The sequence below is a fragment of the Spiroplasma endosymbiont of Panorpa germanica genome (assembly GCF_964019765.1).
Lineage (GTDB): Bacteria > Bacillota_I > Bacilli_A > Mycoplasmatales > Mycoplasmataceae > Spiroplasma_B.
The window spans coordinates 496,337-522,142 of sequence record NZ_OZ026461.1; the positions used below are offsets into that span (position 1 = coordinate 496,337).

The following is a 25,806-nucleotide window of genomic DNA, read 5'->3' on the forward strand; positions in this document are numbered from 1 at the left end:
ATCAATTTTTTTTAACGAAATATTGATGGGATACATGAACAAAAAAACTGCTTTAGCTATTTCTATAATAATACTTATTTCTGGAACAGGTGCTTTGATTTATAATTTTCAAAATAAAAGCCGGGAATCCTACAATGTTGTGAGTAATGACAATAAAATAAAAATATATTTAAATTTTAAATTACTCTACAATTACAAACTGAATAATAAAATATATTTGCCCGATAGGGTATTGGTTAATGATCCAAATACAACTATTCTTGAAGAATTAACAGATCAGAAAATATCTTTGGATTTGTTCAAAAGTATTAATACTTTGACTCTAAACAAGTTGGTTAATGAAAGTCAAACCATTGAACTAATTCCTAAGTCTGCTTTAATTACAAAGATTAATCATCTAGATTGTCAAATTGAAGATTTCACAGGAAACGGAATCAGCCAAGAACTGGCTAGTAAAACTATGAAAATAATGTCTGATAGAACTTTGAAAATGAATGAAATTTTGAACAGAGTAAAAAAAATATATAAAACGGCTGAAGAAAAGAAATTTTTTGAAAAATTTATTAAAGAAGTTTACATTTAACTTTAATCTGTTATTATTTTTACTGTTGATGATTTTAATGTTGAGTTTAGTCAACAAAATAATGTGATTACTAATTTTATCAGCTTTATTATCTATAGTATTATCTATCTACTTGATTTCAATCAATTATCGTTACTTGGCAATTATCGCTATAATGCTATTTGCGGTGCTTCACTGCGTTTTTGTCAATAGCGAAGTTAAATTTGATTTGGTATCTACAAAATTTGATGTTTTTTCAGGTAACAAAAATTATTCAATTTTATCAAGTAAAGGCCGCAAATATCTTTTAAAGGAATTTGAAAATGAGAAAATCTTTTGTCAAAAATACGAGATGCAATGTGACGTCAGATTGATAAAAAATGAAAACAATAAATATCAGTTCAGTTTTCAAGAATTAATGCTTTCCAAAAATGTTTTATATGAATTGAAAAATTGCCATAATACAAAATTGGTTTCTGAAAACTTTAAGACAAAATTATCTTTTAAAGGAAATACTAAATCTGATTGAATAAAATCAATAAATAATTTAGAGGACAACGAATTAACAGATTCGTTTAAAAATCTAGGAATGTCCTTTCTATTGAACTCAAACGGATTCTTAATTCTAACTGGTTACTACTTGATTGATAAAGTTTTTATGAGATGGAAAAAGTATCATAAAATAAAGGTGATTTTGTATTTGCCGCTGATTCTAAATTTGGTTTTGCTTAATTTTTCAACAGAGCTTCTAAGAGTTGTAATGATATTGTGTATTCGGTACTTAGCTTGAATATTAAAAATAAAGATTAATCGTTGAAACAATTATATTTTCATTTGATCAATAATTCTTTGTGTTAGTCCAAATTGATTTATTTCTCCAGGTTTTATCTATAGTTTTGTGATAACTTTTTTCAGTATGATATATTTGAAAATGAATAGTAGAAAAAACTTTTTCAAAAATCTGCTAAATTGAAGTTTACTAATAATACCATTGCAAGCAATGTTTAATTACAACTTGTTATTTTTGCAAAATTTTAATCAGTTATTTTGGCAACCTATTTTAAGTATCTTTTATATTTTTACATTATTCACAAATTGAATACCAAAAATAGATCTTATTTATAATCTATTTTTTCATTTCTGCTTAATTCTATCTAGAATTGGAGAAATGTTTAATCTTAGTTGAAATATTGGTCATCTTGATTTTATCTACTATGCAACCTATTATTTCATTTATTACATTATATGCGTTAATCAAGTTAATTTAAGGCCCTATAGAGTTTATACCTTTCTGTTGATGGTTTTTAGCATTGTCTGTTTAAACGTCAATAATGTTAAGAATCAGTATGATTTTATTGCGATGATAAACGTTGGTAATGGCAATAGTTTTTTGTTGCATGAAAGGGGAGGAAAGAATATATTCTTTGATATAGGTTCGGGTATCGGCAAGTCAAAATCGACGGACCAGGATTTTTTAAAGTACTATGGTTTAAATAATATTGAAGCGGTATTTATTTCGCACACGGACCAAGACCACAATAACAATATAAATGCGGTTTCTAAATCAACTATAATAAAAAAAATATATAAAAATGACTTTTATTTCAGAAATATGAAAATAAAGGATATAAATATAAAAAATTTTGAGTATTATAACGAAAAGGATCCAAACGATAGTTCACAAGTTCTGCTATTGAATTGAAAAAATAAGCAGTTTTTGTTCACTGGTGACTTACCTAAAAGGATTGAGTTGCAGTTAATAAGAGATGTTGAATTTACTAAATCTATTAATATTAAAGGAATTGATTTTTTACAAGTTCCACATCATGGTAGTAAAACTTCATCTTCACATGAATTTATTGAGTTATTAAAGCCTAAAATATGTTTTATTTCAGGCGAAAATAAGGGCAGATTACACTTTCCAGACCCATTAACGCTTAGTACCTTAAGTAATAATAAATGTGAGACTTATTCAACCCTGGGAAAATATACTTATTTTTACAAACCTTTCTTATTATCGAAAAATAACATTGTATTAGTAAAATAAAAAAAGCGAGTTTAAACTCGCTTTTTATAATCTTAATTAAGCACTCATTAGACGTGATTTCTCACGAGCTGCTTTATTTGCTTTGAAAATACCTTTGGTAACACCTTTATCAACTAAACTTACTGCTTCGTTAACTAATTTGTCTTTATCGGCACTATTTGCTTTTTTTGCAATCAGCGCTTTTTTAATCGATGTTTTAACAGATGATTTAAAGCTTTTATTAGCTAATCTGCTTTTTTCATTAGTTAAAATACGTTTCTCTTGTGATTTAATATTTGCCATTCTTTCAACTCCTTTTAAAGTTCACACACTAAGTAATTATAGCAAAAATCTATTTTTTTTTGAATAAAATTAACATTTTTTATTAAATTATGTTTAAATCATAAAAGTAGGTGTTTTATGTATTTATTTTTAGGTAATGATGATTTCTTAGTCCGTAAAGAAGCAGAAAAAGCTGTTCACAAACTAAATTCAAAGGGTGAATTTGAAGTATTTAAATTTGATCTAATTAATGATGATTTCAATGCAATTATTAATGAATTTTATTCTTTTAATCTTTTTGCAAAGCAAAAAATAATCATAATTGAGGAGGCTTGATTTCTAACAGAGAAAAAAGTATCATTAAATAAAAATTTTAGTTGAGACAAATTAAAAACTTATCTAGATAATCCTAACCCTGATAATAAGATTATCTTCATACTAAAAAATGATAAAATAAGCAAGAAACTGAAGATTTCCAAGTATTTCGAAGAAAAATTTAAAGTTATAATGGTCCCAGAACTTAGTCAAATTACAGCCAAGAAATTAATTTCCAATAAGCTAGATAATGAAAAAATTGAATATGAAGAAGGAACCTTAGAATTTTTATTGTCAAAAATACCACTAGAATCAAGAGTGATAATAAATGAAACAAACAAATTGGTTAATTTAGGTAAAAGGGTAACAAAATCACAAATTTCAAGCATTCTATCAGAATATTTTTTCTATGATATTTTTGAAATTAGTAATCATTTTTTAAACGGAGATTTAATCAACTTTCTTACAAATTACAGGAAATATCGTAGTCAAAATAAAGAGGTTTTTTCTTTCATCATACTTGTAACCAATACTCTTATTTTGATGAGAAACATCAGGCTTCTAAAAAATAATTCTTTAAGCAATAGTGAAATCGCTGAAAAATTAAGCGTTAATCCTTACAGAATTTCTAAAATTTTAGAAATTAATTTTAGAAATTTTAAACAAATTAATGATAAAATAAAAGAAATGTATGTTTTAATTTCAAACATTTTTGAGGGTAATTTTGATGACGAAGTGATCCCGGAATTATTTTTTATAAAGACTTTATTAATTTAGAATGGGGGACTTAAGATGGACATGAAGGTAAAACAATATCAAGAAATTGTTAATTTATTAAATAATATTATTCAAAATGAAAAGACTCGTGCCAATCTTTTTTCAGATGAAAAATTGAGAGATATGTTTATTAATCAAGTTAATAATTTACTATCTCTAGAAATCGATAGCAACATACTATTTTTAGATAAAAAATGAGCGGCAATTTTTGGTAAGTCATTAGTTAATATATCTAAACAAAAATTAAAATTTGCAAAGACAGATAATAATACTGATGATAATATTTTTGCAGATTACACCTTGTTAGTTAATTATGTATCAAAAGAATTTGATTTGGCTAAGGAAGAATTAATTAAGGAAAACGAAGTTAGTGAAGAAATAATAAAAAGAAATTCTGTGTTGAACGATGAAATTAAAAGTAAATACATTTCAGTTGATAAAATAGTTGTCGAACCTGAAGTGGTTAATAAAGATAAGGAAAAACCTAACACTGAAAATTGACAAAACACAAATAATGGAGGTCAAAATTTAGTTGCACCACCGTTACATCCAAGACAAGATCCAAGATTTTATCCATTTAAAACTAAACCAAATAGCATTAGAATGATAAAATATTTAATTGGTGCTTCGATGATTTTATTAGCTTCAGTCGTGTTGATTTTTTTCATTCTAGGAGTTTCAAAATCTTATAATTTTGGAAAAGACAACAGTGCTATATCAAAACTTTTTAACAACATGAGCGTTTGAAATAAAGAGACAAAACACTATGATGAACCATTTGCTGGTGGTAAAGGTATAAATCTTTCAAATTTATTCATTCTAAGTATTACACCTTTTGGAAGCTCACACTGAATAAGTCCTGGTTTCTTTTTATTTATAACATTATTTTTCATATTTTATATGGGATTAAATTTATTTACCCCAGCAAAAAATAGAACTGAAGAATATACAATTAGCGGTTGAACAATGTTATTTTTAGTATTTTTATGTGTAATGTTTATATCGATGTATTCCCAATATTTATCTGAAAGTTGAATTGAAAATTCTTACAGAAATCACTTTCACTTAATATTCTTTAGTGATGAAGGAAAGGATTTTTACACTGCTGAACAGTTTAATGCCGATTTTGATGTTTTTTGAAAAGATTTTGCAGGTAAATCTCTATTTGGACCAATGAGAGTTTTAGCCATAGTTGCTGTTATAATTACATCACTTATAGGGTTGTTCATTTTAGCTTTATTTGCTTCTAAACCAAAACTAGATATTGAAAAACTAAAAAGAGCTGATTTCGAATATCAAAAAATGCTTTCTGAACTAATGCAAGGAAGAAAGTATGAAATGTCAAGTTCTCTTTACGAAAGTGAAGAATTTGTTCCAAAGACACTATTTAAAAAAAGAGACAAAAAAGAAGATAATAACGAAGATAATAACGAAGATAATAACGAAGATAAAAAATAAGTATTTAAATTTCTATATTCTTAATTGATTATTATAGAATCTAAATATTTTTTTTATTTAACCAGAAAGAGAATGATAATATTTGAAAAATTTTGACTTAATGATTCCTGATGTATTAAATGAAATTTACTTGGCTCACGATTATTTAAATAATATTTTCTTTAATAATGAACTTCAAAAAATTCAAATAACGATCACATCAAATAATAAAAAAAGCAGAAAGAATACCACGCTTGGTTACTTTAATCCAAAAAAAACTTGAGAAGGGGATTTTAACGAAATAGTGCTACTAGACTCAGTTTTTACAGGAGATGAAAATGATGTTTTTCAGACTTTAGCTCATGAGATGGTTCATCAGTATTGTTTTGAAAACAATATTAAAGATTGCGAAAGTAACGGAAGACATAATAAGAATTTCAAGAACTTTGCCGAGCAAATTGGCTTAACAGTCAATAAACCAAAAAGTAAAAACAGTGGATACACAACATCCTTAAATTCCCATCTCAAAGACGTATTTAAGAAAATGCCTTTAAATCACCAAGTGATCAGAGATTTTGTCGGTATTAGAAATTTCAAGAACACTCAAAAAGATGAGATTGAGAATAGGGAATTCAAACAGTTATCATATAAATATCTCTGTCAAGGATGTGAGATAAGTTTTAGATCAAAAATTGATATGGATTTATCTTGTAATAAATGTGAACTTAATTTAATAAAAAGTGTAAATTAAAATACACTTTTTATTAAATTAAGTATTTATATTTATATTTTAAAGTGATAATATTATATAAGTTAATGAAAATAGAAATGGAAAATTACTATGGCCCTACCTAAATATCCCAAGTTTTGTAATATTCATCAAGTAATTCACATTTGTGAAAATATGGATCCAATGTTTAAAGTTAAAGAAGAAGAAGCTAAACTAGCATCTAAAGTAAGACGTCTACATGGTAAACAAACTGAAGAAGAAATAGAAGCTGAAAGACAAAAGTCTATGCCTCAAAAAGGGTCTCTTGCCGCCATTTTAGCTAGTGCTAAGGAGAATATCCAAAAAGAAAAATCTAAGTTAAATGGGGGCCAAAATAATTCAAATAGCGACAATACTGGTGAAGGAAAAGTGGATGAAGGACTCCTTTCTGAAAGAATGATGGCTTTAAGGGCTAAGACATTAGGAACTTCAAGCGAAGAAACAGTAAAAATAAATAATAACAGTGATAACAACTCCCCTATCGCTAAGAGAAACCCCCCTATTCAAAAGAATGTCACTATAAATGACGATTATTTAAGCGATATTAAAGAGCGTCATGACAGTATGTATTCTGCTGTTAGAATGACTGATTTAAAGAAGCGACCAACAGCCGCTATTCACCTTCCTAAGAAAAAACCAACAACCCCAAAGCTAGTAAAAGACGATAAAACTATTGCAGATCAAAAAAAGACAACTGCAACTAAACCAATTTCTTCAAAAACTAAGTCTCAGGCTACTAATAAAGTAGATGACAAGAAAAAACTAACATCTTCAACCACTAAGGTAATTAAAACTAGTGCAAATGATAAAGTAACTAGCAAGACTCAAGCGGTGAAGCCTAAGACAACCAAAAATACGTCAGAAAGCAAAACTGGATTAAATAAAGATAAACCTGTATTTACTAAAGCTGAAACTAAGAAACTTATCGAAGAGGCGGTTAAATTAGCTTTAAAAAAGGTTGGTAAAATAGATTAGAATTTTGGATGAGAAGCTCATTGATTTAAACTAATAAAAGTATCCAATTAATAAAAAAAATCCCTGAGGGGGATTTTTTTTATTAATAAAGATAACTTACTGATTCTTTTTAAAACACCTAGTCTAATTCTCTTTTGGTAGATAAAATGATGTCTTATAAATTCTTATATATGTTATCAATCACACGATCAATTTTTTGATATAAACTTTCCTTATCGGCACTGTTATCAATGATATAGTCAATGCTACTTTCACGATGCATTGTCTCTTGAATTTTTAATATTTTTCTAATTTCTTTATTATCCCTTTTATCTCGCTCATCAATTCTATTGACGTGACTACTATAATTCTTGTTTATCAAATAAATATATTTATCGATTGGTAGCTTTAAAAGGGGTAATAAAGCAGCCTCTACAGCAATTCTTTCTTCACCACACTTTGAAATGTCAAATCTGATTAACTTACTTATATGTGGTCACATGATTTTTCCAAGTTCTATATTTAAAGACTTTTTAGTAAAAATGACACTTCGTAACTTTGAACGAAAAACTTGATCATTTTCAAAATCATAGGCATCGGGAATCTTTTTTTTAACAAATTCCTTGACCTCGGGATAATTTAATACTATTTTACTTTTTTTATCAGCGTCAATTATATAAAAATTATGCTTTTTATTTAAATAATCTAATGCAGTACTCTTACCAGTACCGATGTATCCAAAAACACCTAAAATCAAAACATCACCCTCTTTTTAAACTACAATTAAGATAAATCCCCAATAAATTTTTTCAATTTCTCTTTAATTGGAGACATTAATATTATTGCCTCTTCACAAATAAGTTTATAGCTGCTAAATTTTTTATTATCTCTTGCAAAATCAAGTTTTGTTATTAAATTGTTATCCTTCTCGATTGAATCAAAATTATTAACAAGTCTGTGCTTAATACAGAAACCAACTTTAGCAATTAAATTTTGATAATTTAAAGCAATTGCAAAAATTTGTTCTATAGCTACTTCAGCCTCTAAAATTTCTCAATTTTTAATCGCAGTCTTAAATTTTGAAATCAATGTTATTAATATATCAGAAAAATCTACAAAAAAACCAGGATTATTTTTCATTAGGTCTTCAATTTTTCCAACAAATTTTAAGTCTGATTCGCTTGTGAAGTTAATATAATCCTCAATGCTTTTTTCAACCTGATCCAATTTATGATCAAGTGAATTGTCCAATAAGGCACTATAAGTAACTCTAAATTTCTTATACATATCATTATTTGTATTTTCGCCCTTTTCAAAAACTTGGATTGCCTTTTTAAAGAATTTTTCACAACTTTTTTTCAAAGTTAGATCTACTGATTCCATTTCAACAATATCTTTTCCAAGATTTACATCAATTCCATCGACTTTAGTCAAATCATCTCAGTGATTTTTTTCGTCTGCCATTCTTTGATTAAAGTTTTTAAAATCACTTATCTTGGTATTATTTGAATTTGGATAATCAGATTTTTCTTCTCCTGAAGTCTTTTGAATATTTGACTTATTGATAATATCTTCATTCGACATGACTTTTTTATTTGTTTTAATAAAGTCAGATTTAAAAACTTCAAATGGATCTTTTTTTATTTCCAGTAATACCTTACTTGAAATTGAAATAATAAGTATTGGTAATATCAAGAAAGGTAGAATTGTCATAAAATTGATTAAAATTTTAATAGCTATGGAAATGTCTGAATTTTTTAAAATATTTGCCCCTCACAAGACTACATTTGCATTATAATAATCATTAGATTGAAAATAAGTATCAATTACTAGTAATTGTAAGAATCAAATAATGATGAATATAATACTAATTACAGAGGTAAAAATTATAGCTGTTAAAGTTGAACTAGCTCTAGTTGATGTTATAGGTAGTTCTTCTTTTAAATTTGCGTCCATGTCTTCTAAAAACTGGTCTTTGACATTAATTTTTTTTAAATTGCTGATAAAAATAATCAAACAAATAGCCAATCCAAGTGGCATTAAACAAAATAGTAATAAATTTAAAAACAAAAAAGTAGCTTCAATAGCCGAATTTACTTGAAACAAATAAGGTTTTCCTAAAAAAGTGATTGAAATTAAAATTAGAAAAATAGCTTGAATCATCGAAACAATATAAATTGTTTTAACTTTCTTGTTTTGGAAAGCTCATATATATTTATTATTCAATTTAAACACCTCTTTTCTTAATTATAAACTATTTTATTCATTTTTTTTAGTTAAATCTTCTAAGGCAATCTTAATTCCTTTAATACTAATTGCAAAATTAATCAATCCGATTTGCTCTTTGTTTAAAATAAGAGGTTTAAAAATGAATTTATTCTTTTCGCCCCTATTATCTGCATCTAAAATAACTTTATGGTTAGGATGCAAAATACTTGGAATTTTTTCAACATTTATTGAGTTATTTTGAATATAGTCAAATAAAGGTCTAAATTCACCCTTTCCAGGTCCTAGATTAACAAATCCAATAGCTAAATCAGGATTAACTATCATGACTGAAAGTAGTGTTATTTGAGACTCTTTATCAAGGAAATTTCCGATCATTTGATTATTTAAAATAAAGCTTTTCTTTTCAAATTCTGTAATCTTAAATATTTTCATAAAGTTATTATTTACTAAATGATGGAAGTAAATTTCTATATAAGTGAAATCTTGTTCTTCAAAATCCTCTTTTCTGACTTTGATTATTTTGTCTTCTTCGCTACCTAAATTTTCACCATCATATCGATCCACATAGTTTTTCAAATTTGCAAATAGCCTTTTAGTGAATAAAAGATCATAAAGTTCGAAAAGAATATAATTTAAAATTAGTAATAAATTATGTCTAGTTTCCTCGTCCATTTCACTTTCTAGAGTGTCTAAAAAGCAATAACTTTCTTCTTCATCCTCTTTTTGGAATTTATAATCACCATTTAATATGCTAATTAAAAAGAAAAAATATCTTAAAAATAAGACGTCAAAACCATTTAACTCAGGATTTTTTATACCCATTATTTTCACATCAATGATAAAACGAGCTTCTTGAGAAATCTTATTAAACTGATTAATAACCTCTTCAATATCAAAACTGTCATCTTGTTCAAAAATAAGCTTTATTAGAGGGTTGTTGTCTAAATTTATTCTATACTTTTTATTAGTGTGAAAATCCAAATAAGTAAAGCTATCATCATTAATTCATTGTTTGATAAATTCATCTGAATAAATTAGAGCCGAGTTTATTTTCTTTATTTTCTTTTCCATAATAAACCCCCTTTTTAATTAGCTAAAGATTTTTTTCAATTACTTCAAGTTGCTTTGAAACTGACATTTGAGTAACTGTTATTATTAGGTTATTAGTTTTATTAACCACAAAAAATAATTCTGTTTTTGCAATTTTTATATAAATATGATTACTAGTTTCAAACTCGTAAGTTGATTTGTCTATAAGTTTCATACAATGTTCTTTCGCTTCGAAAGTGTTTTCTCTGTTAAGTTTTAATCTTTCACAAGCTCTTTGCAAGCCATGATCTGAAAATACATAATTGTGCTTGAAATAGTAACTCATAAATAACCTCTACTTATTATAACATAAAAAGAGACTATCGGTTAAGCAATACCTGGGATTAAAGTTGAGTAAAAAATTATTAAATAAATAGTACATTTTTAAAGCCATTATAAAGCAAACTATTCACACCATACTGATTTTTGTAAGTATTTAGTTGTTCTTCAGAATCAAAAAGATATGTTTCAGTTATATTATCAATCTTTGAGTCATATAAAGCCATTACAACTGTTGAAGTAGCGGTTGGAATAATCCTGAATTCCTTATCGTCCACTTTATTAAAAGCGCCTGCATAGAGATAAATTTCAAGAGGGATTTCTTGTTTCATGATTTTAATATTATTTACCCCAACATTTTCAGCTGCTTTAATGAAATCTTTTATATTTTTATCTGACTCTCTTGGATGAGGCTTAAATCAAATTGTATAATCGTTTGAAGAATGTTTTTCTTTCAAGTAGTTATCAATACTTTTCACAGCTTCAGCACTTTTTTTGACAGTTATTCCTTCCCCCATTTTGTTACCACTATATACAAAATTCAGTTCAGATTCGGCCTTAGGCATTTTATCATCAGTTAGTTGAAAAACATCTTTAAAAATTTGTAACCCGTCTTTTTCATAATCCTCATTTTTTCACTGCATTATTGCATCGTTTATACCCGCTCCAACAGATGAATATGTATTTCTCTCTCTTCAGTAGTTTGACTCATCATAAAATTGAACATCATTAATTGCTCAAGAATTAATATAGCGAACCCCGTAACTATTTCTACTAGTTACTAGCGGAAAGAAGGTATTTATATATTTCTTCATGTTAGTTTTTTTATCAAAATCTCCAGAAAAAAGTGAAACAACCTCTGATGACAATTTTTCGAAATTTTTGCTTGATAAATATTTAAGATCATCATATAAGTTTAAAGAAAATGTGTTATGAGCTGTACCATCAGTCATTAAAGTTAATATTTCAACTTGATTCATAACACTTGATAAATTAGTCAATGACTTTGAAGATACCTTAGAACTCATTGAATAATCATCTGTAAATAAATTTACTTTTTTAATATTTGGATCTTTTTTATTTAAAACTTTAATCCCCTCTTGAATTATAAAAGGTTTTAATTCTTGATTAGAACCCTTCAAATATTCAACATGAATATTTGAGAAGTTTTTTGAAAGAGCATCAATGTTTGTTGTGTTTTTACCAAGCGGACCATCGGGATTCATGTCGTTGCTTAAATAAATAACGATTTGTCTTTCTGGGAACATTAAAGCTTCGCTTATTGCTGATACAAATGCTTGAACTCCAATTGCAGCTCCAGCACGAGAAACATAGTATAGTGTACCAGTATTTAAGCCTAATTCATTTTGTTTTTTAACTGTCTGAAGATAATTATTAATACCTTCGTGTTCATCATCCTTGATTTCATTTGGAGTAAAATTATATCTTGAGTCAATATCAACCAATTTTAAATTCAATTGACAAGAAACTACTCCTAAAGATGTTGAAGATACAAGTGATATTGATGCTAGAATGGTTAGTAATTTTTTCATTTTTAATCTACTTCTTTCATTTTTGTTTTACTTGTTCATTTGAAATGTGAACATCATCATTTTTAATAAATTTTGATTGCGAAATATTTTTATCAATTTTTTTATTGAGCTTTTCTGCGGTAAAAATAACCTCTGAGTTCATTGAAAAATTTATGTCAAAGGTAACTTGATCTAATTCATTTTTATTGTTTCTTTCTTCTAAAATTTCAAATGAAATTTGTTTGAATCCATCAATATTAGAAATCAAGTTTGAAGAGCGAACTCCAATTAAGGAGATTGCTTCACCCTTTCATAAGTAATCAAAACAGCTTTGCGCCACAACTAAAATATCTTCAAAGTTATTACTAGTTTTAGATAGCGTCTCTTGTCTTCTGATAGTTTTTTTGTGAATTCTTTTATTATATTTTTCTTCACTTGATCTTTCATATCTCAAAACTATTGAAACACAATTGGCTTCTAGTGATCTTTTCTTAAGTCTTTCACTGATGTTTTTGCAAATTCAATAAATTATAGTTCTTATTTCTTCTTCGTTTGAAGTTGAAAATTCTAAGGTCATTTCATTTCCGATGCTTTTCATCTCGTTGCTTTTTGATATGACATCATCATCTCCGATGCCCATTGCGTTTAATTTCAATTTTCTTCCGTTTTTACCAAGCAAAGTTTCTAAAAATTCGATATTTGTGTTAGCTAAATCACCAATTGTAAATATCTGATTATTTTTTAATAACTCCGCTGTTGAAATTCCCACTCCAAACATAGTCTCTATTTTTAGAGGTCATATTAAATTGGGAACATTTTTTGGGAGTATTATCATAGTACCATAAGGTTTTTTAAAATCAACCGCTGTTTTTGCTAAAAATTTATTAGTACTAATACCGATTGAACAACTAACGTTTAAATCGGCCATTATTTTTTTCTTAATAGACTCAGCCATGTTTGTTACGGTTTTAAATTTTTTATATTCATTCGTGACATCAATATAACATTCATCGATAGAAGCTACTTCCATTTTTTTTGAGAAATTATTATATATGATATCAAAAATTTTGCTTGAGAATTCAATATATGTTTTAAAGTCAGAAGGTAAAACAATCAACTCTTTACATATTTCCTTCGCTTTAAAAACTGGAATCCCAGCTTTAATCCCTAAACCTCTTGCAGCATAAGAAGCTGCAGTAACAATGGCACGACTATTTGGTGAAGCAACTACAACAATAGAATCTTTTGGTAAATTATGTTTAGCCATTGAGCAAGAAGCAAAAAAAGCATCCAGGTCAATTAAGAAAATAATCTTTTCATTACTCATTATTTGCTTCTTTCTTTAACAAATTTTTATCCGCTAAATTGACAACATCTAATACTTCCTGATCTGAAACTTTAATTTTGGGATCATTATTATAGCTTAAAAGACATATATACTCAATGTTACTTTTTTTATTTCCCAGTATAGGAGAATAGTCTAATTTATCAACAGAAAAGTTATTCTCCAAAGCATATTTAAAAACATTTTTAATTGCTGTAATATGATTTTCAACACCATTAACTCGACCATTTTTCACAATATCTCTTTCTGATTCAAATTGAGGCTTTATCAGAATAACTCCTTTTACATTAATTTGTAATATTTTTGAAAGTGCTGGTAATATTTTTTCAACCGAAATAAAACTAACATCACAGCAAAAAAAATCAATATCGCCATGATTGAAATTGTCTTTGGTAACATACCTAAAATTAGTTTTTTCCATTGAGATGACTTTTGGGTTGCTTCTAATTTTTCAGTCTAATTGATTTGTGCCAACATCAACAGCATATACCAATTTTGCATTATTTCTTAAGCAGCAATCTGTAAATCCTCCTGTTGAAGATCCGATATCAAGACAAATTAAATCGTTCAAATCCAACTTTCAATTTTCCACAGCTTTTTGTAATTTCTCCCCTGCTCTTGAAACGAAATTTTTATCATTGTTTATTATTGTAATATTGTTGATGTTTTCGTCAAATAAAGTTCCAGGCTTAGTTTCCTTAATGTTGTTTACTAGAACTTTACCATCAACAATCAGTCCTCTAGCCTTGCTTCTGTTTTCTACTAAAGAATTATCCAATAGTATCTGATCTAATCGTTTTTTCACTACGCACTCCTATTTATTAGAATATAATTCTTCTTCTTGTTTTATTCACTCGGCTACTTTTGCCAAAAAATTAACTCCATAACTATTTTCTAATCCCTTAGTGAAAGCTTCAATTTTTTTAAAAAAAATTCTTTCTTTATCATTTAACTTTCTAGTTAAATTTAAGGTTTCAAGACCCATATCTAAAAAAGTTTCACTTTCTGAATCCTCTTTTTTGTCTACTAGTTTGATGTTATTTTTTCTCTCTTCTTCTTTAAAATTTAATTCATCTTTTGCCAATGACTCTTCAGTTTTAATTGGAAAACTTTCAATAAAATCATCTTTTCATTTCTTAACTAATTCAGGTTCTTTATATTTATAGCCATAATTTTTAAGATTAAAATCTTCCAATTCTTGAATCAAATTATCTTCACTATCTTCAACTATGTTCTTCTTCTTTATCTTTTCATTTTTGAAATTTTTATTAAATTCTTCTTTCATATGCAACATCTTTTTTAATTCATTGACATCTTCATAAATTTTTTGAAAAATTTCTTCGCTATTAATATTTGAAAAGTCTTCAAAATTTTTAATTTTATTTTTTAAAAAATCATCGTTATTCATAGCAACCTCTTAATTTAATATCTTATCTATAATATCATTATATCAAATATTGTTTTCTTTGAGCAGACTTTCTAATTTGCCGTGGCCTATGTGATTACTTTTCAAATTAAAAGATTTGATCTCGATGTTATTTTCTCTAAATAAGCTTGACAGGCTACCATTATTAATAACGTGTTCATATATAAAGATTTTTGTATTTTTAATTTTATCAACTATATTAAAATCTATGCAGTGTAATCATCTAGCATTAATTAAATTTATTGGTAAATTATTTTCCTCGATAATTTTTTCAAAAATATTGCAATTCTGACCATAAGATATTAAAGTGTTTAGATTCTTAGAATCAAAATTGACCACTTCATACTCTCCTATTTTAAAACTTTTATTCTCAAAATTATGAGGGTTAGTTTTATTTTCCACTCTAATGAAAAATGGTTCATTTTTGTTATCATAACTTAACTCTAACATTTTTTCTAATTCAAAGGAATTTCTTGGATGAGCTATTTTTTTGTTATTAATATTGTTACACATTGATAAGTCATAAATACCGTGATGTGAAACTCCGTTGTCACAGCTTAAACCAACTTTTTCAATAATAAAAGTCACGGGTAAATCATTTCTCGCAACATCATGAATTATCTGATCAAAAGTTCTTTGAAAAAATGTTGAATAAATTGATACAACTGCTTTTAGTTTGTTAATGGCAAAGCCAGTTGCTAACAGTACTGCGTGCTCTTCGTTAATTCCTACATCAATTACATTATTAGGGAATGTTGCTTTTAAATCAAAAAGTAAATTTGACTCAATCATTCCCGGAGAAATTAACTTGATATCTTTGTCTATTGAAATTTTGTCATGATAAAATTTAGCAATAATTTTATCTGAAACTATTAAGCGGTTACTTTTATTTAAACTAATATTGTGATTCAAAGTTCTTGAATTTGAAATTAGATACCCATTACTTTTTTTGGTTTTAAAATGAATAACGGTGCTGTTTTTAGTTTTTTGAGCAAACTCTAAAGAAGCTATTACGCTTTCAAGGTTATTACCTTCATTGCATAAAACATAATCGAGCCCCATGCTCATAAAAAAACTTTTGGGATTTTTAATTTTTAAATTATTATCTCCAATCCCATGTTCATTATCGTTATAAATAATTATTATTTTTTCATTTTGATTTGCAATATTAGTAATTCCCTCAAGAGAAACTCCATTTAAAAATGCAGCATCACCAACTACAACAATAATCTCATCTTCAGGATTAGAAATTTTGTGAGCTAGACCAATTGATAAACCTGTTGAGGAATGACCATTTGAAATATGATCTAAATTATTTTCTGCTATTTCTTGAAAAGCACTAATTCCTTGATATTTTCTGATTGAATCAAAATTGCTTATTCTATTTGTTAATAATTTATAAAAATGCGATTGATGCCCAGTGTCGAAAATAATTTTACTGTCCTGTAAACTGAACTTATTTAAAATTGCTACTGTTATTTCTAGAACACCCAAATTACTACCTAGGTGTCCTCCAAATTTATTATTATGACTTATTAAAAAAAATCTCAAATCATTAATTAAATCTTCAAGTTCTTTAACCTCTTTATTATAAATATCTTTTCAATCTCTATAATCTTTTAATTTCATGAATTAAGATTCACCCCTTTAATTTTCAAAATCTACAACTTTATTATCAGCCATAACCTTCTTAACTTCTCCCTTAATATTTTCCAATTTATCTTTTGCTTCTTTTATTATTTCTAAGCTCTCCTTAAAAATTTTAATTGAGTCTTCCATATTTATTTGTGAAGAATCTAACTTCTCTATTTTATCTTTAATTTCTGTTAGTAATTCATCAAAACCCTTATCTTTATAATTGCTCATCTATATTTATTTCTCCATTTCGTCTATTTTTGTTTTAAAAATTCCGTCTTTCATTTCTATTGATATGCTTTTGTTATTTTTTAAAGAAGTAGTATTCTTGATTAAATTATTATTAAAGTCTCTTATTATGGCAAAACCATTGTCTAAAGGTTTTAGTGGATTTAACAATAATATCTTCTCATTAAAATGACTTAAATTAATTTCGCTAATCTCGATTTTTTTTAATATCATTGACTTCTGCTTAGTTAAAGCGTTATTTAAAAAATCATCGATATTTTTAATTTTTGAATTAACCACTTGAATAAGATTGTTTGAAATCAAATTAAAATTATTTTCTGAATTAATAACTTTATTTTTAAAAGTTTTCTTGATCAAATTATAATACATCTGAAGTTCTCTTTTAAAATCATTGTGCTTCTTAATTATGCTTTTAGTAATTTGAGATTCAAAGCTAATAAAAGCCCTTCTTAATTCATCAATGCTTGGTGTTGCGACTTCACCAGCAGCTGTTGGTGTTGCAGCTCGCATATCAGCCACATAATCTGATAGAGTAAAATCTGGTTCATGACCTACCGCTGAAATTGTTGGTATTTTAGATTCTCTAATTGCTTCAAGGACTGGCATTTCATTAAAAGTCCATAAGTCCTCATAACTACCTCCACCTCTACCAATTATTAATGTGTCAAGTTTGGTTGAAAATGAATTAGCTTGTTTTATTTTTTGAGCAATATCAAATTGAGCTTGCTCACCTTGTACTAGTGCAGGAAATACAAAAATATTTACCTGAGGAAATCTTCTAGAAACAGCTCTAATAAGATCTTGGACCGCTGCCCCTGTGCTTGCTGTTATAATTCCTAAGTTTTTTGGAAATCTGGGAATTTGTTTTTTTATTGATTTGTCAAACCAACCAAGATTTTCTAACTGATTTTTTCTCTCATTGAAAATTAGGTGCAATTTTCCCAAACCATCAAGTTTAACATCAACTACTTCAAAATTCGTTTTCCCTCCAGGAACATAGTAAGTAACTCTTCCTGTAACGGTTAATTTCATCCCATCCTTCGGATCAAGAGATTTAAAAATATTTGATTTATCTTTTCAAATCATGCAAGAAATTGCGGCGCCTTCGTCTTTAATTGAAAAATAAATATGCCCAGATTTATTGAAAGTTAAATTGCTAAGTTCACCTGTTACATTAATATTTTTCAGGTATTCGTTTGATTCTAGATTTTTTTTAATAAAACTATTCAATTGAGTTACTGAAAAAGTTTTCTCTTCCATTTACTTTTGACCTCTTTTTCAATTTGTTATTAAAGTTTGTGATTCCTCAAACTTACTTTGAACGTGTAGGAAAAGAGTATACACCCTTAGTGCAAAAAGACTGTCCACTTCACGGTTGTAAATTTTGTTAAATATCATTGAACTATTCTCTTTTAAAAATTCATAAGTTTCTTCGATATTCATATATCTAAGGTTTTCTTCGAATTTCTTGAATTTATTTTTATCGTATTTTTTTGAGTTAACTATTAGATTATCTTTTTGAATTTGAAATTGATCCATAAAATACTCAAAATAAACCGCTCAACGCATTACTTCAGGAAGAGATTTGTTATTTTTCAAGTAAACAAAATCCTCTGTAACCTCAGTTGTTAAGGTATTTTCAAACACCATTTCAAAAGTATTGTTTATAAAATCATCATTAATTTCTTCAACGTTTTTATCATGATTATCCAAAACTTTATCGTAGAATTCTTTGCTAATATCCTCTTTTATTGATTCTTTTTTAGCTCGTTTTTTCTTGGTATTTTTCTTTACAACAACTGATTCTTCAACAACTGATTCTTCCACAACTGATTCTTCAACAACTGATTCTTCCACAACTGATTCTTCCACAACTGGTGCTTCAACAACTGGTGCTTCAACAACTGGTGCTTCAACAACTGGTGCTTCCACAACTGGTTCTTCCACAACTGGTTCTTCCACAACTGGTTCTTCCATAACTGGTGCTTCCACAACTGGTTCTTCCATAACTGGTGCTTCTTCAACTGATTCTTCCACAACTGGTGCTTCTTCAACTGGTTCTTCCACAACTGGTTCTTTTAAATCTTCTTCTAAAATATTCTTTAAAATTAAATCTTCTTCTAATTCAATTGTCATTTCCTCAATTGATGTTTCATCATTATCAATTTCATTCGATTCGCTATTATCATTTACTTCGAAATACTCGCCCTCTTGAACCTCTTTAACTTTTTCAATAGGTATTACTTCTTTTCAAATATCAAGTAGATAATCACCACTTAGCCCAAAAATTTCTTCCTTTTCCTTGAACTCAATTGTTTTAATTTCATTATTCTCATCAACAAACTCAATTGTTGGATCAAATGCAATGAACTCCTCTAAAATTATAGTCTCTTCCACAACTGGCTCTTCCACAACTGGTTCTTCCACAACTGGTTCTTCCATAACTGGTTCTTCCACAACTGGTGCTTCCATAACTGGTTCTTCCACAACTGGTTCTTCCATATCTGGTGCTTCCACAACTGGTTCTTCCACAACTGGCTCTTCAACTACGATTTCAGGAAATGCTATTTCTTCATCCAATTTTAAGTTACCCAAGGGGATGCTTGAATCTAAAATGGAAGTATTATCAAATGTGACTTTTTCCTCAAATTCAGGAAAAGTGATGTCCTCAACATTTTCTTTATCATCTTTATTTTTTGAATGAACTTTATCTTTAAAAAATAAATCGTCAATCTTGCTAATTTTTTTGTAATAAAAACAACTTGTCAGCGAGTGAAAAAAATTATTTTTAGGATTAAACTCAACAATTGGGAGATTATTTTCTAGAAGATTTGTGTTAATAAATTCAAAGTTATTTTCTAGTAGGTCATCCTTTATTTCTAAATTTGTTGAGTTTGTATTGTAAATTACTATTAAAGAGTTTTTGAACAGCAGTTCTTTTAGATTATTAATTGATAAAAATGATTTGCTTTGGTTTGAAAAAAAGTTATTTAGCATTGGCTTAACAGCCTCTTTAATAAATTGTGAATATAATTTTGAATAATCATAATTTTCTTTAATATTAATTAAGTTCTCATTTATGATTTTAAACTGATTAAAATCAAAAATTATAAAATCAGCCAATTGTAGGTTAACTTCACTTTCAATATCTATTTTCTTGCTCTTATACGCCAAATTTTTAATTTCAGCTTTTTTAAATTTGGTCTTACGATTTCATTCTTTTTTTATTAAGTTTTGAATTTCTCTTTTTTCAACTTCAGTCAATTCACCGTTATTCTCAATAATGCAGACATCTTTAAATTGCTTATTTTCAAATACCTTTTTTGCCTCATTCAAATAATTTTCTAAAAAATCATCTTCTTGATATATTAATTTTTCAAAGTCCTTCTCCAAATTATGTAGGATGAATTTATTTTTAAAAACCTCATTTAGCATTTCCTTTTTAGAGGTTTTTGATTCGTTATTTTCTAGTTTCTTTTCATAGTTAAAAATAGCATTAATAAAAATTCTTAACAAAATATTTTTGTCAATATTGTTTTTAATTACTTTTAAGTTATGAAATTGATCAAAGAATTTAACTTTATTCATTACTACCTCTTCTATGCTACCTTATCTAAAATAGCATTAATAAATTTTGAGTCAAGATCTGGTTGATAAGTTCTTGCCAGTTCCACCATTTCATTAATAATTATTGCCTTAGCAACTTTTAAAAATTTTATTTCATAAATACCGACAACTATAATTGCCTTGAAAATATTTGGAATTCTATTTCATGACCATTCTTTTGAAAGATGCAAACTAGCTACCTCTTCAATCGCTTCAATTTCTTTAACCAAATCAAGAGCTACTTGAATTGCGTTATCATCAAATTCAAGCTGAAAGTTATCTAAAATTTCTTGCAATATTTTTTGTTTGTCACAGTTTAAAATGTAATATCGATAAATTATTTGAACTAACCCTTTTCGTCTTGCTGTCAAACTGGTATTTTGAATCTCCATAGTTTGTTCCCTCTGTTCTATTATTTATCTAAGAAAATAGAGAATCACAAACCAGCTATTTGAATTGGTTTTGAGATTTCCTCAACATTTTTACTTTGGAAATTTGAAAGCAATGTTTGCATTTCTATATTTAATTTTTCAGTTGCTTCTTTATTTTCTTTTGTATACAGAAAACTAACAAACTCATCAAAATTTTTGTTAAATGCTTCTCCATTTTTGCTAAAGCTTTCGATAAGATATTGTTTTTGAAGATTATTGCTTATTTCTGAGGTAACTCCATTTTTAAAGCGTTTAAGTTGTAGACTTTCATTATCAGCTGAAGTGTTTCAATCAGAAGGTTTTGAAGAATTAAATGAATTGAAAAAATTTGAAGTAAAACCAACTGGATATGGGTTTTCTTCAGTAAATGTACCCATTGGAAAACTTAAACTATCTTGGTTATCGCTAACTGAAATCTTATCTCTATTAACTAAAAATATTTGTAAAAAACCTGTTGTATCTTCATCAGTGGCTCCTACAAATTTTACAAAGAAATTGCTTTCTTTGTTAACTAGAGGGCCATCTTTTACGTTTTGATCAAATAATCCCATTGGACCAATAAAATGGCCATCTAGAATTTTTGACTGTTCCCTGTTGGTTCTATAAAAAACTATTTTATATTTAGAAATTATTTCAACAATTTTACTTGATGAGTTATTATTAGAAAATTTAATTGCAGTTTGGTTAAAAATCTCTTCTTCAATCTCTTCTAAAGCTTTTTTTTCATCATTGGCCTCGATGCTTACGTTACCTACAATAACATTTCGACTAATATTTCAAGCTTTATCTATTGATCTAGCATTTTCATATTCAACAAATGTAAGATGTTCTGCACAAGCTATTACACTCATTCCTCCAGCTGCTGTTAAACTAAAAACTGATAAAATACTTAATAATTTTTTCATTTTTCCTCCTAATAAATATATATAAATATTTACTCTCTATTTAAATATACACTATTTCGCTCTTTTTTTGTAGTTGCAATAGATAATTTTAAAACAAAAAATAGTCAATTTAAGACTATTTTAGACTAATAATTCTGGGAAATTATCTTCAAATTTCCTATTTCTCAACATTTTTATCTCCAAATTATATGGGTTTTTATTTCCAACTCATGGAGTTTCAAGAACAATTGGAATCGCGCTTAATTTCGGGTGTTCAATTACTTTCAACAAGGAATCAAAGCCGATTTTACCATAACCAATATTGGCATGACGATCTTTGTGACTTTCTATATCATTTAAAGAATCATTTAAGTGTACAGCAAAAAGTTTATTCATTCCAACAATTTTATCAAATTCATCCACGACTTGATTAAAGTTATCTCTAACCTTGTATCCTGCATCATGTAAATGGCAAGTATCAAAACAAACTCCCACCAATTCAGGATTGTTTACTCTATCAATGACATACTTAAAATCTTCAAATTTAGTGCAAACTTCATTTCCTTTACCAGCCATTGTTTCAAGAGCTATTCTTACTCCTTGATCGGGAGTTATAACCTCATTGAGACCTTTAATTAACTGATCTAACGCCTGATTTAATGGAGCTCCTAACGAACTTCCGGGATGAAGAACCAGAGTTTTAATTCCAATTGCAGATACCCTTTTAATTTCTTCTTTTAATGATTTAACCCCAAAATTATAGGTCTCTTCCTTTAAGGAATTAGCTAAATTAATTGTATACGGTCCGTGAACAATTAAATTATTGATGTCGATATCGTTTTTTTTCAGAGATTCTTGAAATTCTGGGATATTCAATTCCTCAACCGGAGTTCTTCTTGTGTTTTGGGGAGCTCCTGTGAATATCATAAAAGTGTTGGCATTAGCATCAATTGCTTCTTGCAAAGAACCTAACAGATATTTCCCTGGTTTGTTCATACTAACATGACAGCCCAATAACAAATTTTTATTTTCTATAGACATTTAATTTCTAACTCCTTTTTGTAAAAATTTTATTAACTAATAAGATTAGTTTATTTTTTTGATTAACTCTTTAGCGGTTTTTAAGTCCTCGCCGATTAATTCCTTCAATTGATCTAAATTATCAACTTTCTGGTTTGGTCTAATATAAGCTAGTGGAACGATTCTTACCTGTCAACCATAGATATCTTGATCAAAGTCAAGAATAAAGGTTTCAAACATTGTCTTACCATCACTATTATCTCAGTGATCGCTAATTCCGTAGAAACTTTTATCTTCAATTCCTCTTACAAAAACCTTTGATAAAAATACTCCTTTTTCTAGTGGTAATTTATCATCAACTTCTTGATTGATTGTTGGAAATCCAATTTTTCGACCAACTTGCTTACCTTTTTTAATGAATTCACTAAATTCATATTGCATTCCAGTTTCATCTTCAAACTCTTTGAATTTACCAGATTTTAATAAATTATTTAATCTTAGGATATCGGGATTTTCTCGACCCTTTAAATATTTAAAATTTCCTTCCAAACAATCAAATTTAGATTCATCTAAAACCCCATGATTATAAAATTTGAAACTATCATCGTACAAAACAGCTTGTGTATTTAAATTTAACTTCATTGCATAAAAAATACTTTTAACAGGGTCGCTATTAAACAATTCTGTTGGATAATAGCAATAAAAAATTAGGTGATCAACATCATAGTCTGAAAATTTTTTAATAATATTGTGTTCTGCTCAAATTCTATTGTGTTCCAAAGTTTGAGTCAAAAAAACTGTTATAGAAGTTTTTAGCTTTTTTTCCTTACCATAATCAACTAATTCCTTAATTTTTTCATCGTGATAATTTGTCCAGTTTGCAAAATCTGCCACCAAAGTAACATTGGGGTCAAGATGGTGCAACATTCTGTTATATGGATTAAAATACGTTACTCTACTCATAAATTTCTCCTTAAAAATTATTTAATATTTTTAACAACTATTCGGTGTCTAAATTTATTGAACCTAATTCTTCCGTTCAAATCGAATTTGACATCACATTTTAAGCAACCATAAATTGCCGGTGGTCCCACCAATCTAATATTTTCATGAGCACATTTTGGCATACCTGCTCCAACGCTATATTTACTAATGGAACTTGAACTAATTTCAGATAAGCTTTTATTTGTTGGTTGACGATAATCTTTTGATGTTTTTTTCATTTATACCTCCGATTATATTTTTTGATTTACATGAGATATAACTAATTCTTTTATTGCTATGTGCTGAGGCAGACTATAGATATAATTAATTTGTTGAGCAATTTCTTCGCTTGACAAACCGTTATTAATTTTTTTCTTCATTGTTTTGTATTTTTCAACAATTTCTAAATTGGTGCTTGTATTTAAAAGGTTTGTATCAACTATCGCTGGTGCAATTAGACTAATTCTAACTCCTGAATCACTAACTTCTCTTCTTACGGCCTCTGTTAGAGCGTGAACTCCAAATTTTGAAGCGTTATAAACAGCTCTTCAATCGCTAGTTCATCTACCTGCAACCGATCCAACATTTATTATTGTTCCGTGTTTGCGTTTAGTCATATTTTCAAGAACACAGTCCATTCCATTGATTACACCTTTTAAATTAATGTCTATCATATCCATTTTCTCGCTATGATCTTGACTTATAAATCAATCAACAGGCATAACTCCCGCATTATTTATTAGCAAATCAACTGGACCGTATGTTTTTTCTCCGATTTGAATTGCTTTTTTGAATTCTCCAAAGTCTCTGACATCTAATTTAACAGCAATTGAGTTTTTTAGATCCAATTCTTCGATTAATTCCACTCTACGAGCCATTAAAAGTAAGGGGTAACCTTGACTTTCAAAAATTTTTGCACAAGCTAAACCAATACCGCTGCTGGCACCAGTTATTGCAATTAAAGGTTTGTTATTTTTTTCTTTACTCACTTGAAGCAACTCCTTCATTTTGATGTTTTTTGTAAAAAAGCATTTGTAACTCTAAAAGTGCAATTTCTTCTTTGATTTTTCTTATAGGAACTGAAAATTCTGGATTTTCATTTCTTCTTTGAATCGCAAAATAATAAATTAATAGTCCAATTATAGGAATCATGAATCAAAGTCATAATTTACCACGCTTAATTTTCTCTAATTGCTTCTCATTTTTATATAATTCATTTAATCTATCCTGAATTTCTTTTAGTTCCTTGGCTGATAAATCTTTTTTAATCATTTGCAACTTCAACCACTTTCTTCAAAACTCTTTCGACCAATATATCAACTGATTGTAAAACAATTTTTAATTCGTTAAGTTGTGTTAAAAAAACCTGTTGTTCGCTATCAAGATTAACGTTTGGTGACTTTGAATCAACAAAGGAATTTGATTGTAATCATAACACAAATTCTTCAACTCTGGCGATTTTTTCGATAAAATCTTTTTCTGTTAGTGCAACTGATATTTTATCGTTTAACTTTTGATTGAATTCTTCATTTCAAACACTTAATTTAGTATCTCTCATGATTTCTAAGAAATTCTCAAAATAAAAATCTATTTGCTTGCTAAAAAATGGCATATAAATTGTCTCAAAAGTTGCAGATGGATTTGTGATTGTTTCTGCTGAAATCGGATCTGTAAAATTATTATAATTTACATATGTTTGATAAAAATAGTGATATCTTTGAATAAATTGAGAAATCACCATTGCTTCATTAAAACTCTCCTGTTTCGCTAATTTTTCAAATAAGTTCTCAAGTCCAGTTAAAAAATCCTTTGGTTCTTCTTTGCTGGTAATCTTTTTGAAATCTTCAACAACACTTTTATTAATTAAAAAATCGTTGCTCTTATTATTTTTAAGTGACTTAAAATCATCTAAAATTATTTCCTTGATGATGGGTTTGAAATTAATTACTTCGTTTATTTTTTGACTCATGATAAA

27 protein-coding genes are annotated in these 25,806 nt (G+C 27.6%); 6 read left to right on the forward strand and 21 right to left on the reverse strand.

The features are described 5' to 3' along the window. Positions 1–34 precede the first annotated feature (34 nt). Positions 35–583, forward strand: coding sequence for a hypothetical protein (locus AACK87_RS02235; protein ID WP_338973047.1), 549 nt, complete (start codon positions 35–37; stop codon positions 581–583). Continuing rightward, a complete protein-coding gene (locus AACK87_RS02240) occupies positions 552–2,609 on the forward strand; it encodes a ComEC/Rec2 family competence protein (protein ID WP_338973049.1) in 2,058 nt (685 codons plus the stop codon). Before AACK87_RS02235 ends, AACK87_RS02240 begins: the two co-directional genes overlap by 32 nt. A gap of 36 nt (positions 2,610–2,645) precedes the next feature. Here the strand turns inward: AACK87_RS02240 and rpsT are convergent, their stop codons facing one another. Next, positions 2,646–2,891: a 30S ribosomal protein S20 gene (gene rpsT, locus AACK87_RS02245; RefSeq protein WP_338973051.1), complete on the reverse strand. Its 246-nt coding sequence runs from the start codon at positions 2,889–2,891 to the stop codon at positions 2,646–2,648. Between the two features lie 117 nt (positions 2,892–3,008). Here rpsT and holA point away from each other — a divergent pair, with 117 nt between their 5' ends. The 4 genes from holA (at position 3,009) to AACK87_RS02265 (ending at position 7,143) form a co-directional block, all read left to right on the forward strand. Continuing rightward, positions 3,009–3,962: a DNA polymerase III subunit delta gene (holA, locus tag AACK87_RS02250; protein ID WP_338973053.1), complete on the forward strand. Its 954-nt coding sequence runs from the start codon at positions 3,009–3,011 to the stop codon at positions 3,960–3,962. Between the two features lie 21 nt (positions 3,963–3,983). Beyond that, complete coding sequence (locus AACK87_RS02255) at positions 3,984–5,420, forward strand: hypothetical protein (protein ID WP_338973056.1); 1,437 nt, start codon at positions 3,984–3,986, stop codon at positions 5,418–5,420. A gap of 82 nt (positions 5,421–5,502) precedes the next feature. Continuing rightward, positions 5,503–6,150 (forward strand): SprT-like domain-containing protein, encoded by a 648-nt coding sequence (locus AACK87_RS02260; RefSeq protein WP_338973058.1) that lies wholly within the window; start codon positions 5,503–5,505, stop codon positions 6,148–6,150. A gap of 90 nt (positions 6,151–6,240) precedes the next feature. Further along, positions 6,241–7,143, forward strand: a complete 903-nt coding sequence (locus AACK87_RS02265; protein ID WP_338973059.1) for a hypothetical protein — start codon at positions 6,241–6,243, stop codon at positions 7,141–7,143. A gap of 154 nt (positions 7,144–7,297) precedes the next feature. On the opposite strand, the gene coaE is transcribed toward AACK87_RS02265, so the two are convergent. The 20 genes from coaE to AACK87_RS02365 form a co-directional block, all read right to left on the reverse strand. Beyond that, complete coding sequence (gene coaE / locus AACK87_RS02270; protein ID WP_338973062.1) at positions 7,298–7,879, reverse strand: dephospho-CoA kinase; 582 nt, start codon at positions 7,877–7,879, stop codon at positions 7,298–7,300. A gap of 26 nt (positions 7,880–7,905) precedes the next feature. Next, positions 7,906–9,348: a hypothetical protein gene (locus AACK87_RS02275; RefSeq protein WP_338973064.1), complete on the reverse strand. Its 1,443-nt coding sequence runs from the start codon at positions 9,346–9,348 to the stop codon at positions 7,906–7,908. 33 nt (positions 9,349–9,381) lie between these two features. After that, complete coding sequence (locus AACK87_RS02280; protein ID WP_338973066.1) at positions 9,382–10,422, reverse strand: hypothetical protein; 1,041 nt, start codon at positions 10,420–10,422, stop codon at positions 9,382–9,384. A 22-nt stretch (positions 10,423–10,444) separates the two neighbouring features. Then, positions 10,445–10,726, reverse strand: coding sequence for a hypothetical protein (locus AACK87_RS02285; RefSeq protein WP_338973067.1), 282 nt, complete (start codon positions 10,724–10,726; stop codon positions 10,445–10,447). A 79-nt stretch (positions 10,727–10,805) separates the two neighbouring features. Next, positions 10,806–12,272 carry a polysialyltransferase family glycosyltransferase gene (locus AACK87_RS02290; protein WP_338973068.1) on the reverse strand — a complete coding sequence of 489 codons (1,467 nt, stop codon included), beginning with the start codon at positions 12,270–12,272 and terminating at the stop codon, positions 10,806–10,808. A 7-nt stretch (positions 12,273–12,279) separates the two neighbouring features. Then, on the reverse strand, positions 12,280–13,578 hold the full coding sequence (locus AACK87_RS02295; protein WP_338973071.1) for a DNA polymerase IV: 1,299 nt from the start codon (positions 13,576–13,578) through the stop codon (positions 12,280–12,282). Next, a complete protein-coding gene (locus AACK87_RS02300) occupies positions 13,571–14,401 on the reverse strand; it encodes a TlyA family RNA methyltransferase (protein ID WP_338973073.1) in 831 nt (276 codons plus the stop codon). Before AACK87_RS02300 ends, AACK87_RS02295 begins: the two co-directional genes overlap by 8 nt. 9 nt (positions 14,402–14,410) lie before the next feature. Continuing rightward, a complete protein-coding gene (locus AACK87_RS02305) occupies positions 14,411–15,004 on the reverse strand; it encodes a hypothetical protein (protein WP_338973075.1) in 594 nt (197 codons plus the stop codon). Between the two features lie 9 nt (positions 15,005–15,013). After that, complete coding sequence (locus tag AACK87_RS02310) at positions 15,014–16,651, reverse strand: 1-deoxy-D-xylulose-5-phosphate synthase N-terminal domain-containing protein (protein ID WP_338973078.1); 1,638 nt, start codon at positions 16,649–16,651, stop codon at positions 15,014–15,016. A gap of 18 nt (positions 16,652–16,669) precedes the next feature. Then, entirely contained in the window at positions 16,670–16,888 is a 219-nt protein-coding gene (gene xseB / locus AACK87_RS02315; protein ID WP_338973081.1) for an exodeoxyribonuclease VII small subunit, read from the reverse strand. A gap of 6 nt (positions 16,889–16,894) precedes the next feature. Beyond that, positions 16,895–18,166, reverse strand: coding sequence for an exodeoxyribonuclease VII large subunit (xseA, locus tag AACK87_RS02320; RefSeq protein ID WP_338973084.1), 1,272 nt, complete (start codon positions 18,164–18,166; stop codon positions 16,895–16,897). Then, positions 18,167–20,494 (reverse strand): hypothetical protein, encoded by a 2,328-nt coding sequence (locus AACK87_RS02325; protein WP_338973087.1) that lies wholly within the window; start codon positions 20,492–20,494, stop codon positions 18,167–18,169. 11 nt (positions 20,495–20,505) lie between these two features. Next, positions 20,506–20,904: a transcription antitermination protein NusB gene (locus AACK87_RS02330; protein WP_338973090.1), complete on the reverse strand. Its 399-nt coding sequence runs from the start codon at positions 20,902–20,904 to the stop codon at positions 20,506–20,508. Positions 20,905–20,924: 20 nt separating this feature from the next. Further along, a complete protein-coding gene (locus tag AACK87_RS02335) occupies positions 20,925–21,848 on the reverse strand; it encodes a lipoprotein (RefSeq protein ID WP_338973093.1) in 924 nt (307 codons plus the stop codon). A gap of 120 nt (positions 21,849–21,968) precedes the next feature. Further along, positions 21,969–22,847, reverse strand: coding sequence for a deoxyribonuclease IV (locus tag AACK87_RS02340; protein ID WP_422397201.1), 879 nt, complete (start codon positions 22,845–22,847; stop codon positions 21,969–21,971). Between the two features lie 66 nt (positions 22,848–22,913). Further along, the gene (locus AACK87_RS02345; RefSeq protein WP_338973098.1) at positions 22,914–23,810 is read right to left on the reverse strand and encodes a riboflavin kinase; all 897 of its coding nucleotides are present in this window, start codon (positions 23,808–23,810) and stop codon (positions 22,914–22,916) included. A 17-nt stretch (positions 23,811–23,827) separates the two neighbouring features. Beyond that, entirely contained in the window at positions 23,828–24,070 is a 243-nt protein-coding gene (locus AACK87_RS02350) for a hypothetical protein (protein WP_338973100.1), read from the reverse strand. Positions 24,071–24,082: 12 nt separating this feature from the next. After that, complete coding sequence (locus AACK87_RS02355) at positions 24,083–24,820, reverse strand: SDR family oxidoreductase (protein WP_338973103.1); 738 nt, start codon at positions 24,818–24,820, stop codon at positions 24,083–24,085. Then, a complete protein-coding gene (locus AACK87_RS02360) occupies positions 24,813–25,103 on the reverse strand; it encodes a hypothetical protein (protein ID WP_338973106.1) in 291 nt (96 codons plus the stop codon). Before AACK87_RS02360 ends, AACK87_RS02355 begins: the two co-directional genes overlap by 8 nt. Further along, positions 25,096–25,800, reverse strand: coding sequence for a hypothetical protein (locus tag AACK87_RS02365; RefSeq protein ID WP_338973108.1), 705 nt, complete (start codon positions 25,798–25,800; stop codon positions 25,096–25,098). The genes AACK87_RS02360 and AACK87_RS02365 overlap by 8 nt, the downstream gene beginning before the upstream one ends. Positions 25,801–25,806 lie beyond the last annotated feature (6 nt).